8 protein-coding genes and 2 pseudogenes are annotated in these 16335 nt (G+C 43.1%); 9 read left to right on the top strand and 1 reads right to left on the bottom strand.

The window, feature by feature from the left end:
* Positions 1-37: 37 nt before the first annotated feature.
* The 3 genes from pglX to brxL are packed head-to-tail and all read left to right on the top strand — an operon-like array spanning position 38 to position 8287.
* Positions 38-3550 carry a BREX-1 system adenine-specific DNA-methyltransferase PglX gene (gene pglX / locus AC07E5_RS04090; protein WP_498624666.1) on the top strand — a complete coding sequence of 1171 codons (3513 nt, stop codon included), beginning with the start codon at positions 38-40 and terminating at the stop codon, positions 3548-3550.
* Positions 3551-3593: 43 nt separating this feature from the next.
* Positions 3594-6218, top strand: coding sequence for a BREX-1 system phosphatase PglZ type A (gene pglZ, locus AC07E5_RS04085; RefSeq protein ID WP_498624665.1), 2625 nt, complete (start codon positions 3594-3596; stop codon positions 6216-6218).
* A 29-nt stretch (positions 6219-6247) separates the two neighbouring features.
* Positions 6248-8287 (top strand): protease Lon-related BREX system protein BrxL, encoded by a 2040-nt coding sequence (brxL, locus tag AC07E5_RS04080; protein WP_005021615.1) that lies wholly within the window; start codon positions 6248-6250, stop codon positions 8285-8287.
* A gap of 123 nt (positions 8288-8410) precedes the next feature.
* Here brxL and AC07E5_RS04075 read toward each other — a convergent pair.
* Positions 8411-8647: pseudogene (locus AC07E5_RS04075) on the bottom strand (hypothetical protein); the annotation flags it as partial.
* A 292-nt stretch (positions 8648-8939) separates the two neighbouring features.
* Between AC07E5_RS04075 and AC07E5_RS04070 the strand changes: the two are divergent.
* The 6 genes and pseudogenes from AC07E5_RS04070 to AC07E5_RS04045 form a co-directional block, all read left to right on the top strand.
* Entirely contained in the window at positions 8940-9353 is a 414-nt protein-coding gene (locus AC07E5_RS04070; RefSeq protein ID WP_225530251.1) for a cation efflux protein, CzcI-like, read from the top strand.
* A gap of 48 nt (positions 9354-9401) precedes the next feature.
* Positions 9402-10727, top strand: coding sequence for a TolC family protein (locus AC07E5_RS04065; RefSeq protein WP_035269736.1), 1326 nt, complete (start codon positions 9402-9404; stop codon positions 10725-10727).
* Between the two features lies 1 nt (position 10728).
* On the top strand, positions 10729-11958 hold the full coding sequence (locus tag AC07E5_RS04060; RefSeq protein ID WP_016658777.1) for an efflux RND transporter periplasmic adaptor subunit: 1230 nt from the start codon (positions 10729-10731) through the stop codon (positions 11956-11958).
* The gene (locus tag AC07E5_RS04055) at positions 11948-15088 is read left to right on the top strand and encodes an efflux RND transporter permease subunit (RefSeq protein WP_016658776.1); all 3141 of its coding nucleotides are present in this window, start codon (positions 11948-11950) and stop codon (positions 15086-15088) included. The genes AC07E5_RS04060 and AC07E5_RS04055 overlap by 11 nt, the downstream gene beginning before the upstream one ends.
* Before the next feature lie 86 nt (positions 15089-15174).
* The gene (locus AC07E5_RS04050) at positions 15175-16074 is read left to right on the top strand and encodes a cation diffusion facilitator family transporter (RefSeq protein ID WP_005028603.1); all 900 of its coding nucleotides are present in this window, start codon (positions 15175-15177) and stop codon (positions 16072-16074) included.
* Between the two features lie 186 nt (positions 16075-16260).
* Positions 16261-16335, top strand: a pseudogene (locus AC07E5_RS04045) (recombinase family protein); the annotation flags it as partial.

The raw sequence follows: 16335 nt of genomic DNA, 5'->3' as shown, positions 1-16335 counted from the left end.
GGGATATCGGCATCAGTCATTGATTAAAGGTTTAAAGATGAATACCAGTCATATTAAAAAATACGCACCGCAAGCACGTAACGATTTTATCGCAGCCATGCGCAAGCAGGCCGCCAAGTATGGCATCACCGCAGACCGCATTTTACCGGCTGAACAGAAAGGCGACTTGCTGCTGATTGGCGATCAGGTTTTTCCGCTATCCGTCATGAAACCTCGTGACAAGCTGATCAAACGCATTCAAACCAGCAGTTTTGAGCAGACGATTGATTATATTGCTTACAGCTGGTTTAACCGTCTCTGTGCGATTCGTTACATGGAATGCAAAGGCTTACTGGATCATGGTCGCCGTGTACTGAGTAGTGCAGATGGTAGTGCAGGCTTGCCACAGATTCTGGAAGAATGTCTGGATATTGACCTACCAGGTTTAGATGCCAGCCGTGTGGCTGAATTGAAGCTGGATGGCAATAAAGACGAAGAACTCTATCGTGAACTGTTACTGGCGCAGTGTCATGCGTTGAATCAGGTCATGCCACTCCTGTTCGAACAGGTGTCTGATGAGTCAGAACTGTTATTACCGGATAACCTGACCAAAACTGACTCATTGATCCGTGATCTGGTCAGCAGCATTCCGGAAGAAGACTGGTCGGATGTACAGATTATTGGCTGGCTGTATCAGTTCTATATTTCTGAAAAGAAAGATCAAGTCATTGGTAAAGTCGTCAAAAGTGAAGATATTCCTGCCGCAACACAGCTCTTCACCCCGAACTGGATTGTAAAATATCTGGTACAGAACAGTGTGGGTCGTTTATGGATGATGGCACAGCCTGATAGTACGCTTGCCAGTGAGTGGGAATACTATATTCAGCCAGCGGAACAGACCGATGAAGTCAATGCCCAGTTAAAACAGCTGATAGATGTGCGGATCAGTGAAGATGGCGATACTTTAAACCCTGAAAGTATTACGGTGCTCGATCCTGCCTGTGGTTCGGGGCATATTCTGGTGGAAGCCTATGATTGCCTGAAAGCGATTTACTTAGAACGTGGTTACCGCAGTCGGGATATTCCGCGTTTGATTCTGGAAAATAACCTGTACGGTATTGATATTGATACCCGTGCAGCACAGCTCGCCAGTTTTGCGCTGTTGATGAAAGCACGTGAGGATGACCGCCGTTTATTTAGCAATCCACCGAAGCTGAATATTATTGCGCTACAAAATAGTCAGCCTGAACGTTTAGATGCATTCAGTCAGGACTTGGCAAGTACTGGTATTGCACAGGCAGATTTAAAAGAACTGCTGGACTTATTTGAACATGCTTCGACCTTTGGTTCTTTGATTCAAATTCCTCAAGCATTTGCTAAAAAACTACCTGACTTAGAAACCAAGCTGAATACAGCTTTAGAGTCAGGGGATATTTTTGCGCAACAGTCAGCGCAAGAGTTATTGCCTTTCGTTCAACAGGCTAAATTACTTGCTAAACAATATGATGCCGTGATTGCCAACCCGCCGTATATGGGGAATAAGTTTTATGTGCCTACGCTAAAAAAATTTATTGAAAAGAATTATAAGGTTGCAAAAGGTGATTTATATACCTGCTTTATGGTTAGAAACTCTTCTTTATCTAAAGCAGGTGCATTAATTGGCATGATTACAATTCCTAACTGGATGTTCTTATCTAGTTATGAAGATTTAAGAATATGGTTGTTTGAAACCACAAATTTACAAACGATGAGCCATAATGGTCGTGGTGTTTTTGGGTCTGATTTTGGTAGCTGTGCATTTATATTTCAAAAGGCTCCGATTTTAAATTACAAAGGAGCGTATAAGAGACTATTTGAAAAGCAAGGCAGTGTTTCTTCCAATGAAGAATTGGATGAAGCATTTAAATTATCTAAATGTTTTTATGCTTCTGTAAATGACTTTAAGAAAATTCCTGGTAGTCCCGTGGCTTATTGGGTGAGTGATAAAGTCGGAGAAATTTTTGAGAAAAGTCCTTCCTTAGGAGAGGTAGCTGATGCACGACAAGGGCTTGCAACGGCTGATAACAATCGCTTCTTACGCTTATGGTCAGAAATTAATATCTCTCAAGTCGGCTTTGGGATGAAGAGTAGTGGCCAAGCACAATTATCAGGTAAGAAATGGTTTCCTTACAATAAAGGCGGAGAGTTTAGAAAGTGGTATGGCAATCAAGAACTTGTCGTGAATTGGGAAAATGATGGTTATGAAATAAAAAACTTTGTAGATGCAAATGGTAAACAACGATCTAGACCACAAAACACAGAATTTTACTTTAGACAATCAGTGAGTTGGTCATTCATAAGTGCCTCATATTTTGGTGTTAGATATTATCCAACAGGTTTTATATTTGATGTCGGAGGGTCTTCTTTATTCCCAAAACATAATCACTACAAAGTAATTACTGGATTCTTGTGTTCATATATAGCTCCACAATTAATGAAAGTCGTTAATCCTACTGTAAACTTTCAGGTAGGTAATATTCAACAATTACCTTATATTGAAGTGACCGAAAAAAATAACCATGTAGAAACATGCATTCAAATTGCAAAGTATGACTGGGATTCTTATGAAACATCATGGGACTTTACTGAGAACCCAATCATCCGCACTCAACAGCTAAACTTAGAACACGCCTTTACAGCCTGGCAGCAACAAAACTCTGACGCCGTGGCGGAAATGAAACGTTTGGAAGAAGAAAACAACAAGCTGTTCATTGACGCTTACGGTTTACAGGATGAACTGACGCCTGATGTACCAGATGAGCAAATTACCCTCACCCGTGCTGACCGTGAAAAAGACAGCCAGCGTTTAGTCTCTTATGCTCTTGGTTGCATGATGGGACGTTATAGTCTGGACGAACCAGGTCTGATCTATGCCCATGCAGGCAATCAAGACTTTGATGCCAGCCGCTATCAAACATTCCCAGCCGATGCTGACGGTATTATTCCACTGACCGAAATGCACTGGTTTGAAGATGATGCGACGCATCGTATCCAAGAGTTCTTAACTGCCGTTTGGGGCAAAGACACGCTGGATGCCAATATGCAGTGGCTGGCAGAAAGCTTAGATAAAAAAGCCAGTGAAACAGCTGAAGATACCATTCGCCGTTACCTCGCCAGCAAGTTCTATAAAGACCACATGCAGACCTATAAAAAGCGCCCGATCTACTGGTTATTTAGCAGTGGTAAACAGGGGGCTTTCCAAGCATTGGTGTACTTGCATCGTTATAACGAAAGTACCTTGGCACGTATGCGTACTGAATACGTCATGCCACTGATTTCCAAAATGGCAGCCTATGCTAACTCTCTAGAAACTGCCAAAGAAAACAGTGACTCGGCGGCTGAAATAAAACGCATCGAGAAAAAATTGCAAGATTTGCATAAGCAACAGGCTGAACTCAGTACTTTTGAAGAAAAGCTGCGTCATTATGCCGATCAGCGTATTACGTTAGATCTGGATGATGGGGTGAAAGTCAATTATGGCAAGTTTGGGGACTTGTTGGCTGAAGTCAAAGCGATTACGGGGGAGAAATGATGAATACTTTTTCTCCGGTACTAGACCTTGATGAGGTCGTTGCATGAACTTAAGTCAACTTCAACAAGGCCTGGAACAAGCCTTTTATACTGAACAGCATCGAATTGTCTTTTGGTACGATGCAGAACAGTCATTTACTGAAGAAATCAAAGCCCTAGAGCTAAATGATGTCCAGATTCTGAATATGGCAGAAGAATCCAGCCTTGCGATTAAGCTTAAACTGGAACTTGAGGATCAGCAGGGCAAATACTTGCTGTATTTTCCAAGTCCTGAGCCTGAAACTGAAAAAGACTGGTTACTGGACATCAAGCTGTATTCACGTAGCTTTTATGCCGATCGTTTCTCAATTATCTTCAATGAGCTGGGTTTACAGCAGCAGAGTCTAAGAGAACATCTGGTCAAACGTGAAGAATTCCTCAAAGCCAAAGCCCGTCTGAGTACATTGAAACGCTATATCCAGCCTGATGCAGATGCACAGGATCTGGATATGGCCATGATTGCAGCTGTGGTCAAGGCCGACAGTGCCGAACTCATGCATATCGTTCTGGCACTGGCAGATGAAATGGTACAGCAGAACCTGGTTCTGGAAGTCAATCCGGAATCCTTTGCTGAACTGGAAAAATTCCAACTGGTGCCGGCTTTGGTCACCGCATTACAGGCGGAAATTGGTTATCCAGCATCGGTTGAAGAATTGAATGGGGAAGCACCATTCAAGCTCGGTACGTTCTTTATCCGTTTGATGAGCACAGGTTTTTGTGAAAGCTTGGGCGATGTACCGCTATGGGCTCAAGAACTGGTGATGTCATCAGTCAGCTCCCGTGCAACAGCCAGAGCCTTTTTGTCGCGCTGGAGAGACAGTTCCAAATACTACCCAACCTTCGATTCACTCTCCCAGACCGTGGCCAATGCACTGCGGATCCAGGAGAAGGTCGGGGCCTTTGATCTGGAGCAGCTGCTCGATGTGATGACTTTTGAAGTGATTGAACAAAAGATCATTGTCGATCTGGCCAGCCAGATCCCTGCAGCAACCAAAGCTGAACTGGAACATTTCAGAACGATTATTTCTACCCGTCTGGATGGTTATTGGGCTTCCAAACATAAGGATGATGCAACACGCCGTAAATATCGTACTGTCTATACTGCGTTGCAGGCAGCCATTGAGCTGTTTAGCCTGCGACAGCAGTTTGATGCCGGTTTCTATTTCGACTCCAGTGAAGCTTTGTATAAAGCCTACGAGCAGGAGTTGTATCGCTTTGATATGGCCTATCGCCACTACAGTGCTGCTTCTCAACGCGCTCATGTCGATATCCTGAAAAAACTCGATGAAGAAGTCGAAAATTGCTATTCCTACTGGTTTATTGACCACTTGGCACGAAACTGGGGCGAGCGTGTAGAAGCTGAGCAACGCTTGAATGTCTGGAAAGTGGCAGATATCCCAAATCAGCAGAACTTCTACGATACCCACGTCAGACCCTTACTCAATTCTGCAACGAAACGCCGTATTGTGGTAATTATCAGTGATGCTTTCCGTTATGAAGCTGCGGTAGAGTTGCGTGATCGTATCAATGAAAAGCGTTATTCTGAAGCGACCTTGTCTTCACAGCTGGGTGTTGTCCCAAGTTACACCACACTTGGCATGGCCTCGTTGTTGCCGCATCAGACTTTGGAGTACAAAGAGGCCGCAGGTGATGATGTTTTAGTAGATGGGCAGTCCAGCAAAGGGACTGCAGCACGATCCAAAATTCTGGCTGCCTATAATGGATTGGCGGTTACCGCTGAAACGGTAAAAGGTTGGTCGCGTGATGAAGGCCGTGAAGCACTTAAAGACCATGATTTGATTTACGTTTATCACAACGTGATTGATGCTCGGGGCGACAGTGCCTCGACAGAATCAGAAACCTTTATGGCGGTGGAACATGCCATTGAAGAGCTGACTGAACTTAGCCGCAAAATCTTGATGCATTTCAATATTTCTACCCTGTTGATCACAGCCGACCATGGCTTCTTGTTCCAGCAAAGTAAACTGGAATCTGCGGATCGTTCAAGCTTGACTGAAAAACCTGCCAATACATTGAAAAGCAAAAAACGCTATGTGATTGGGCATGGTTTACCAGAGAGCAAGGAAGCATGGAAAGGCTCAACCCAAGCTACGGCAGGCACACGATCTGCGACTGATTTCTGGATTCCAAAAGGGGCGAACCGTTTCCATTTTGTAGGAGGCTCACGTTTCGTGCATGGTGGCATCATGCCTCAGGAAATCGTGGTGCCTGTACTAACGGTAAAACAGCTACGTGGTGAAAAGGCTGGACAGCGGACCAAGCGTAAAGTTGAGGTCATTTCTACCAAATCCACGCTGAAAATGGTCAATAACATCCAGAAGTTTGATTTGATGCAAACTGAAGCTGTCAGTGAGCTGGTCATGCCAGTGACTTTATCCATTGCCATTTATGATGGGGATCTTAAAGTTTCTAGTGAAGAAACTTTGACTTTTGATAGCAGTACCGACTCTGTTGCCGATCGGGTCAAGCAGGTCAGGCTGTCATTGTCTGGCACTGATTTTGACCGTAAGAAAGATTACTTCCTGGTACTGAAGGACAAAGACCTGAATATCGAGATGCAACGCTATAAGGTCACCATTGATTTGGCATTTACCGATGACTTCTTCTAATAACGAATTAACGATAGAGCGTAGCCTACATGGAATCTGCTAACGATAAAGAACTCGATCAGCTGCTGAATGAACACTTTGCTGGGCGGGTAGTACGCAAGGATCTGACCAAACTGATTAAAGAAGGGGCCAATGTCCCTGTCTATGTACTCGAATACCTGCTGGGGATGTACTGTGCCTCGGATGACCCAGAGATCATTGAACAGGGACTACGTAACGTAAAGACGGTTCTGGCAGAGAACTATGTACGACCTGATGAAGCCGAGAAGGTGAAATCCCTGGTCCGTGAACGGGGCAGTTATAAGGTCATTGATCGGGTGACCGTAAAGCTGAATGAGCGTAAGGACAAATACGAAGCCTCCTTTAGTAATCTGGGTATCAAAGATGCCGAAATCTCGGCAGGCATCGTTAAAGAGTATGAAAAATTACTTGTTGGTGGTATCTGGGTCATTGCTACGCTCAGTTATTATTTTGAAGAAGGACAGACTAGTTCTCCATTTGGGGTGAGTTTACTCAAGCCGATTCAAATGCCGAATATGAATATGGATGAACTTTTCAGTGGCAGAGCAGCATTAAGCACTGATCAGTGGCGCGAGAGTTTAATCCGTTCGATCGGCATGGAACCGGCTTCGTTAAAAGAGGACGTGCAATGGCACCTATTAGCGCGTATGGTTCCGTTCGTTGAAAATAACTATAACGTCTGTGAACTTGGACCACGCGGTACCGGGAAAAGCCATATTTACAAAGAGTGTTCACCGAATAGTATTTTAGTCTCCGGTGGACAAACGACTGTCGCCAACCTGTTCTATAACATGAGTAGCCGCCGTATTGGTCTGGTGGGGTTGTGGGATGTGGTGGCCTTTGATGAAGTTGCCGGTATTTCCTTTAAGGACAAAGATGGCGTACAGATCATGAAAGACTATATGGCCTCAGGATCTTTTGCCCGTGGTCGTGAACAGATGGAAGCCTCAGCTTCGATGGTTTTTGTGGGTAATATTAACCAAAGTGTTGAATCCTTGGTGAAGACTAGCCACTTATTGGCTCCTTTTCCTGAAGCAATGATCGATTCAGCATTCTTTGATCGCTTTCATGCCTATATCCCGGGTTGGGAAATTCCGAAAATGCGCCCGGAATTCTTTACCAACCGTTATGGCTTGATCGTTGATTATCTGGCTGAGTTCTTCCGGGAAATGCGTAAGCGTAGTTTTGCGGATGCCATTGAGAAGTACTTTAAGCTAGGGAATAACCTGAATCAGCGTGATGTGATTGCCGTTCGCAAGACGGTTTCTGGATTGATGAAGCTGCTCTACCCACATGGTCAATTTAACAAAGAAGATGTACGGCAATGCCTGGAATATGCGCTGCAGGTGCGCCGTCGGGTCAAAGAACAGCTGAAAAAAATTGGGGGGATGGAATTCTATGATGTGCATTTTAGCTATATCGACAATGACACCCTAGAAGAGCATTTTGTTTCGGTAAAAGAGCAGGGTGGAGGTGGACTTATTCCCGAAGGTCCTGCTAAACCAGGCTTCCTGTATACCATCGGGCTGAGTAATAAGGGCATGCCAGGCTTATACCGCTTAGAACTTCAAGTGACCAAAGGTTCTGGAAAATTGGCGACATCTGGCTTATGGAATTCAAGCAGTGCCAAGGAGCAGGTCAAAATCGCATTTGACTACTTCAAGGCCAATGCATCCAGAATATCGGGGGGGAGTAAGGTGCTGGAACATGATTTCCATTTACATGTGGTGGAATTACAGAATACCGGGCCGCTCAGCCATCTTGCTCTGCCAAGTTTAGTGGCTTTCGCTTCTGGCCTCTTAGGACGATCGGTTCAAAGTCAGATGGTGGTACTGGGTGATATGAGCTTGGGTGGTTCAGTGACTCCGGTGGAAAGTATTGCCGAATGTCTGCAAGTTGCTTTTGATGCGGGTGCCAAGAAGGTTGCTTTGCCAATGAGTAGTGCGGCAGATATCCCAACGATTCCTGTGGAACTGTTTACCAAGTTCCAGACCAGCTTTTATGCAGATCCGGTAGATGCTGTGTTTAAGGGGCTAGGGGTGGATTAATTTCATATCTGTCTGGAAGAGTTACAGTAGATTGTTTTAAATTCAGTTTCTCAAGTTAAACACCATGTTGTAAAAGCATAATACTGCCTCTTTTAAAGAGCTAGTATTTTAGGGGGGATTACCCTTCATTTTTTCTTGATCAGATATCTGTTGTACTTTGACAGGATTTTGTTGATCTAAATATTTTTGATACCAAACACGCAATGTTTCAGGAGTACAACCGATTTTAGGATCAATAGCTGTGATTGCTGCCCAAGTAGAAGGATAATCTTTTTCAGATTCAATTAGTAATTGAACCGCTCTTTCTCTGATTTCAGGGGGCAATTTTACTTTGCCATTTGTAAGGTAAAAGGGGTCAATTTTAGAATGCCGTTGACAATGTATCGCCTTTTGAGTTTGAAGCAATGTACAATGATAAGATTAACCCGTTAGGTCAGGTGGCCTAACTTAAATAAAAAGTCTCCGACAAACCCGGTACGGTTCACTATCTATTGTTATTCTTACCTGAAATTGATGTGAGCTTATAGAGACAAGGTAAATTTGCAAAAGTGCCGGCTATTCAGTGTTCATTGAATGTTTAATTTAATTTATTAAGCTTGACCTTGGAGTGGCTCTAAGCCTTATACTTGGTACAAATTTTTCGATTGTTATGATGATGCGTTCTACTACATGGATTACAGTCTTGGTTGGATTGTTCATGTTCCAAAGCTTTTGGAATGTGGCGGCGGCCTTTTGTGTCCATGAACAACAGCCTCAATCACAGCAGAGTTATCATTTTGGTCATCACCAAAATACCTTGTGTGCCAGCGATAGTCGTCAACACGATCATAATGGACAGTCAGAAAACATAAAAACATTCAGTAGCGATTTAGAAATCGGTGAAGATCATCAAGATCATCTACCATCGATGACGCATTTGATTGTACAAAATGAAAAAGTAGATGTGTTTCATCCAAGCTCTGAAGTTAAAGTGAATCCACAATTTCATTGGAAAAACAGCTATCAGGCTCCTGACCTGTTTCAACAAAGCCCACCTCCCGAATTTTCCCCGCTCATGGTGGGGTAGCCTAAAACATTCCCACCACTTTTATTATTTAAATAAGTGGGAAAAATCATGTCTTCACAATCAATTATACTCTTGCGTCATAGCTTGGTTGCTTGTATATGTGCAGCGGCTATGCAATATAGCTATGCTGAAAACGTTACCAGCTTTGAATCCGCTTTAGCAAAAGTACAAAGTTACCAGACTCAAGACAAGCTGTGGCAACAAGTTCAGCAAATATCTGAATTGAATATTCAGCAAAGTCGGTTATGGCAGAATCCAAGTATAAGTTTAGAACAGTCTGGCTTTGGCTCAGGTCAAGAACAGGAATTCAATGTTGGCGTTAGTCAACCTCTAGATCTATTTGGTCAGCGTAAGCTGAACCGGGTGATTGCCAATACCTCGAATCAACAAATCCAATTGCAACAGCAATTATGGAAGGCACAAAGCCAACTGATTGTTAAATTTGCATGGTCGCAATTTGCACTTGCTGAGGTTGAGCAGTCTGCTTATTCAGTACAGTTAAAAACAAGTAAAGCCAATCTGGACAGTGCCCAGAAACGCTATCAGGCAGGCAGTATTGCCCTGGTTGATTTTGAGCGTACCCAAATTGAAGCGCTAGAAATCCAACGACTTTATCAGCAAGCGATGCTGAATAAACAAGCTGCCGGTCGTCAGCTGTCTAATTTGTGGGGGGGAGAAACATCTTCACATCTTCAATTGAATAAAACCGCTATCCCTTGGCCAGAGCAAAGTCTCCAAACTGTGCAACGGTATATTGCTGAAGGGTGGCTAGAAAAATTCTATGCCTTGAACATTCAGCAATCGGATCATCAAATTGAAAATTTAAGAATTCAGGCACGTCCCAATCCGACTTTAAATGTAGGCATGAAACGTAGCAAAACCCCTAATGAAAGCAACGATACGACTTTGGCAATCGGCGTGGCTATTCCACTGAATATTTTCAACCGCCAGCAATATGCGATCCCGATGGTCCAGCAACAGCAAATATTGCTGAACCAACAGCAGCAGCGTGAGCTGAAGCAACAAATACTCAATATTGCCAACAGCATGCATCAGCTCAAAGGTTTACGTAGCCAGTTCGATGCCACAACAGCACAAGTTACTTTGGCGACCAAAGTTCAGAGCCGTACTTTACAAGGGTTTCAGGCAGGGAAACTGTCCATTACCGACGTTCAGCAAGCAACCACCCAACTGCAGAATCTTCGATTGGGTCAATTACAAATTCTACGTCAAGCTTGGCAAACTGCCCTCGCAGCTGAGGCACTCAGTATTGGCACAAGTTATGAAGAAATTAGCCGTTCGGATGCCTATACACAACTGAATAAAAAGGCAGTCGAAGCATCGCAAAATTTAATCAATGGGGGAGCACGATAAAATGAACGCCAAGCAAAACGGAAAAATATCCCAGTCTCTCATGATTGCAATTTTGATTCTGATTACGGTCTTGGTCAGTCTGGTTATTTGGTTAAGTTCAAAAAAAACTGAATCTGAGGGGCATGGTCATGATGAGGGAAATGCCGAACATTCTGATGAAGATAGTTCTGAAGAAGGACATGCTGAAGAAGGCGAAATACAACTGACCAGCCAACAAATGGTTGAACAAGGTTTAAAAGTTGCTGTTGCATCCACAGGATTGGTTGAAAAGCTGACAACCCTGCCAGGTAAATTGGTGGTGAATACCGATCAACAAGCGCATATATCGCCTAATTTTAGTGGTCATGTCGAGCAGGTCAATGTGGCTTTAGGACAGAGCGTGCAAAAAGGACAAACGCTGGCTGTACTAATCGTGCCTGAACTGATCGACCAACAGGCAAATCTGCGTATGGCACAGGTGAATCTGGATTTGGCCCGTAAAGATTACCAGCGCGAACAGCAACTCTGGTCACAGGGGATTTCTGCCAAACAGGATTACCAGCGTGCCGAAAATGCCTACCGTCAAGCGCAGATTACTGTCCAGTCCTCACAAGCACGTTTAAATGCATTAGGTGCAAGTGGCAATAACAATGGGCGTTTTCTGATTAAAGCACCGATCTCTGGGGTGATCAGTCAAAAAGATATTGTGGTCGGTGAAAATGTGCAACTGGCTAATCAGCTCTTTGTCATTGAACAGCTGAAAGATTTATGGCTTGAGTTTAATTTGCCGAATCAATTCTCAGGTCAACTGCAAGCCGGGCAAAAAATTGACTTTAAAGTGAATGATTCAGATCAAATCTATAAAGCTACTGTACAAAGCTTAACCTCTCAGGCAGATGTACAAACAGGGCGTCTGGTGGTGCGCGCAAAACTCGATGCGCAAGCTACTGAGTTGCGTTCTAATGTGCTAGTGAGAGTGTTGATTCCGGAAGCTACAGCAAAATCAGCCCTTCGGATTCAAAAGTCTGCGCTGCAAAGTATTGAAGGTGAAGACAGTATTTTCATCGTAGATTCAGAACAAAAAGGTCAAGTCCACTTAAAAGCACAGAAAGTGCAATTGGGGCAGGCTTCAAGTGATGGACAATGGCTTGAAGTGATTTCTGGGCTGACTGAAGGGCAGAAGTATATCGCTCAAGGCAGTTTCTTGTTGAAATCTGAATTAGAAAAAGACGAGGCAGGCCATGAACATTAATTCTGATCTGCCAAAACCAGAAGGTTTATTCGAACGAATCATTCAGTTTTCCATACAAAATGCGATTTGGGTGTTGCTCTTTGTCTGTACCTGGATTGCGGTCGGGGTGTATAGCTATCAGAAACTCCCGATTGATGCTGTACCCGATATTACCAATACCCAAGTCCAGATTAATACTCAAGCCAAGGGTTTTACTGCGCTTGAAGTCGAACAGCGGATTACCTATCCCATTGAAAATGCCATGGCTGGCATTCCGGATCTGGAGCTTACCCGTTCCATATCCCGTTATGGACTCTCTCAAGTCACCATTGTCTTTAAAGATGGGACTGATATTTATTGGGCCCGTCAGCAGATTAACCAACGGATACAGGAGGCGCAATCTGAGTTGCCTGCACAAATCGCACCGACGATGTCCCCCGTTTCTACGGGTCTCGGTGAGATTTATCAATGGGTACTGAAGGCAGATCCGAATGCGAAAAAGCCGGATGGAACTGCATACACGCCGATGGATTTGCGTGAGATTCAGGACTGGATTGTGCGTCCTCAACTGCAACGTGTTAAGGGAGTTGCAGAGGTCAACAGTATTGGTGGTTTTGAAAAAACCTATGTGGTCTCTCCCGATTTAAACCGGATGCAGCAACTGAATATCTCATTAGAACAACTGCAACAGGCTTTAGCGCAAAATAATGAGAACCGAGGTGCAGGTTATATTGAAGACAATGGTCAGCAACTGACGGTACGTGTACCGGGTGCATTCAATGGGCTTTCTGATATTGAGAACACCATGCTGGGTAGCCCAAATGGCAGCCCAATTCGGGTTGGTGATATTGCGCAAGTCTCTATTGGGCATGATTTAAGAACCGGTGGGGCAACCTATAACGGCAAAGAAACCGTTTTAGGGGTTGCCATGATGGCGATGGGTGGAAATAGCCGGACTGTTTCTAAAGCTGTGGATGCCAAGCTTCAAGATATTCAGAATAGTTTGCCTAAAGGGGTAGTGATTGAAACGGTGTACGACCGTACTACCTTGGTTGAGAAGGCGATTAAAACCGTTCAGAAAAACTTGGTAGAGGGAGCAATCCTGGTCATCATCATTCTGTTCCTGTTTTTAGGGAATATCCGTGCTGCCTTGATTACTGCCTGTGTCATTCCACTCTCTATGCTGTTTACCTTAACCGGGATGGCACAGAAAAATATCAGTGCCAATCTGATGAGTTTAGGTGCACTCGATTTCGGCATCATTGTCGATGGTGCTGTGGTGATTGTCGAAAACTGTATCCGGCGTTTAGCCCATACACAGCAACTGTTAAAACGACCTCTCACACAAAGTGAACGCTTTAAGGAAGTTTTTCTGGCTGCCCGCCAAGCACGTCGTCCTCTTATTTTTGGTCAGCTTATTATTTTGGTGGTGTATTTGCCGATTTTTGCTTTAAGTGGTGTGGAAGCAAAAATGTTCCATCCGATGGCATTGACAGTGGTACTCGCCCTTGTTGCAGCCATTATTTTATCGATCACCTTTGTGCCTGCTGCTGTGGCATTGTGGGTCAAAGGCGATATTCAAGAAAAAGAAAGTCGTTGGATGTTATGGCTAAAAGCTAAATATCAGCAAACTCTTGATATTTCGTATCAATACAAAGCAGTTGTGCTGACTTTTGCACTGTGTGTATTAGTGATTACGGGATTTATCAGTACCAAACTCGGCAGTGAATTTGCACCACAGCTCAGTGAAGGAGACTTTGCGGTACAACAGTTACGTTCACCAAGTACAGGCTTAGAAGAGTCTTTACGTATTCAGGAGAATACTGAAAAACTTCTTTTAAAGAGTTTCCCTGAAATTAAGGCAGTATTTGCCAGAACGGGTACAGCCGAGGTTGCAACAGATGTCATGCCACCCAATATTTCAGATGGCTATATCATGTTAAAGCCTCGTTCAGAATGGCCAAATCCTAAAGAAAGTTTAGATGAATTACGTGGCCGTATGGTGACGTATTTAGCCACGATTCCAGGCAATAATAGTGAATTTTCACAACCGATTGAACTCCGATTTAATGAATTGATCTCAGGTGTGCGTAGTGATGTTGGTGTGAAAATCTTCGGTGATGATATGAATGTCCTCAATACTGAGGCGACTAAAATCTCCAAAATCATTCAGCAAATATCGGGTAGCAGTGCCGTGAAAGTTGAGCAGACCTCAGGTTTGCCATTACTGAATGTCGAGGTAAATAAAACTTTGGCTGCACAATATGGTTTGAGTGTGCGTTCAATTCAAGACCTTGTGGCAACCAGTATTGGTGGACAAAGCGTGGGAGAGATTTTAGAAGGCGATCGTCGTTTTGATTTTGTTATCCGTCTTGGAGAGCAAGACCGTAGTGTCGCATCTGTTTCCCAGTTACCTATTCAGCTTCCAAATGGTGGCAGTATTTTATTGTCGGATGTCGCGCAAGTCTCGACCATTGAAGGAATCAACCAAGTCAGTCGAGAAAATGGTAAACGCCGAGTTGTGGTTACAACGAATGTTGAAGGGCGTGATTTAGGGTCTTTTGTTTCTGATGTACAGACACAGCTCAAAGCATACACTTTGCCAAGTGGTTATTGGATAGAATATGGCGGTCAGTTTGAAAATTTGGCTTCAGCCAAAGCACGGATGCAAATCGTGATTCCACTGGCTTTAATCACTATCTTTATTTTACTGATGGCGGTCTTTCACAATGTCAAAGAAAGTCTATTGGTCTTTACCGGGGTACCCTTTGCCTTGACCGGTGGTGTGCTGTTCCTTTGGCTAAGGGATATTCCATTATCGATGTCAGCTGGAATTGGCTTTATTGCCTTATCTGGTGTTGCAGTCCTCAATGGACTGGTAATGCTGACCTTTATTAAGGAATTAAGGGACAAATATCCAGTGCATAAAGCCGTGTGGCAAGGGGCTATTTTGCGCTTAAGACCAGTGTTGATGACAGCTTGTGTGGCTTCACTGGGTTTTGTACCAATGGCGCTGGCAACCGGAACAGGGGCTGAGGTTCAACGGCCACTGGCAACCGTAGTGATTGGCGGGATTATCTCTTCAACATTACTAACTTTGGTGCTGTTACCCGTGCTTTATCGTTGGATAAATGAAAAGAAAGTTTCTTAATCCAATAGATTAGTCGATTTACAGCAGAGATATTGGCTGTTATCCAATATCTCTGCTCATCATAAATAGAATAAGGAAAATATTTTATGTCAGAACATCATGATCATAGCCATGCGGTTGTTACTGAAGAAAATAGTAAGAAGTTAATGGTTGCCTTAGGTTTAACGACTACTTTTTTAATAGTAGAAGTTGTCGCTGCTTTTATTACCCAAAGTTTGGCTTTGTTATCTGATGCAGCTCATATGTTTACTGATGTAGCCGCTTTAGCTATTGCTCTTGCCGCTATCAAAATTGGTAAAAAAGCCGCAGATGATAAAAGAACTTTTGGCTATCAGCGATTTGAAATTTTAGCGGCTCTGTTTAATGCGGTGATGCTTTTTGTGGTAGCAATATATATTGTATATGAAGCTTATCAACGTTTTACGAATCCTGCTGAAATTCAAAGTGTTGGAATGATGATTGTCGCGGTCATTGGTTTGGTCATAAATTTGATTTCAATGAAAATCCTTTCTGCTAGTGCTGAAGGAAGTCTAAATATAAAAGGTGCATATTTAGAAGTTCTTAGTGATGCTCTAGGATCGATAGGCGTGATTATCGGAGGAATAGTTATTTATTTTACCCAGTGGATGTGGGTTGATACCGTAATCGCTGTGTTAATTGGCTTCTGGGTCTTACCTCGAACTTGGATTTTATTAAAACAAAGTATTCATATTCTGCTTGAAGGAGTTCCTGATGAGATTGATATTGAGTCGTTAAGAAATGATTTATTGAAGCTAGAGGGCGTTGAAGGGATTCATCAGTTGAAAGTCTGGGCTATATCCTCAAGAAATATTCATTTAACTGCTCATTTGGTTGCTCCGAATAGCAATACAGATCAACTCTATCAAAAGGCCTTAGAAGTTCTAAAACATAATCATAATATTACTGAAATTACGTTACAAATAGAAAATACGAAATGTAATACATTGAACCAACATAAACACTAATTTGGACTTTAGTCTTCATATAGATGTTTTGTGTAACTTTAAAGTATACCCTAAAGTTACAATATGAAAGTTCATGAAATTATGTATCATTTAAATGATTTTTAATCATAAGTAACATGTAACTTTAGTGTTAAAGAATTATAATTTACGAAATTGTTCATTTTTATCCAATTGGGGCGTGAAAAAGTGAAAGGCCAAAAAGTAGGGTATGTCCGGGTAAGTTCTGTCGAGCAAAACACTGGACGTCAACTTGAAGGAATT

This window comes from Acinetobacter seohaensis, from assembly GCF_056431365.1.
Note: the sequence above shows the minus strand (reverse complement) of the source record. Positions and strands in the feature narration are given on the sequence as shown.

Coding starts and splice junctions, on each gene's coding strand:
- AC07E5_RS04055 (WP_016658776.1), top strand. CDS start 11,948: ATGAACATTAATTCTGATCTGCCAAAACCAGAAGGTTTATTCGAACGA.
- AC07E5_RS04070 (WP_225530251.1), top strand. CDS start 8,940: ATGATGCGTTCTACTACATGGATTACAGTCTTGGTTGGATTGTTCATG.
- pglZ (WP_498624665.1), top strand. CDS start 3,594: ATGAACTTAAGTCAACTTCAACAAGGCCTGGAACAAGCCTTTTATACT.
- brxL (WP_005021615.1), top strand. CDS start 6,248: ATGGAATCTGCTAACGATAAAGAACTCGATCAGCTGCTGAATGAACAC.
- AC07E5_RS04065 (WP_035269736.1), top strand. CDS start 9,402: ATGTCTTCACAATCAATTATACTCTTGCGTCATAGCTTGGTTGCTTGT.
- AC07E5_RS04060 (WP_016658777.1), top strand. CDS start 10,729: ATGAACGCCAAGCAAAACGGAAAAATATCCCAGTCTCTCATGATTGCA.
- AC07E5_RS04050 (WP_005028603.1), top strand. CDS start 15,175: ATGTCAGAACATCATGATCATAGCCATGCGGTTGTTACTGAAGAAAAT.
- pglX (WP_498624666.1), top strand. CDS start 38: ATGAATACCAGTCATATTAAAAAATACGCACCGCAAGCACGTAACGAT.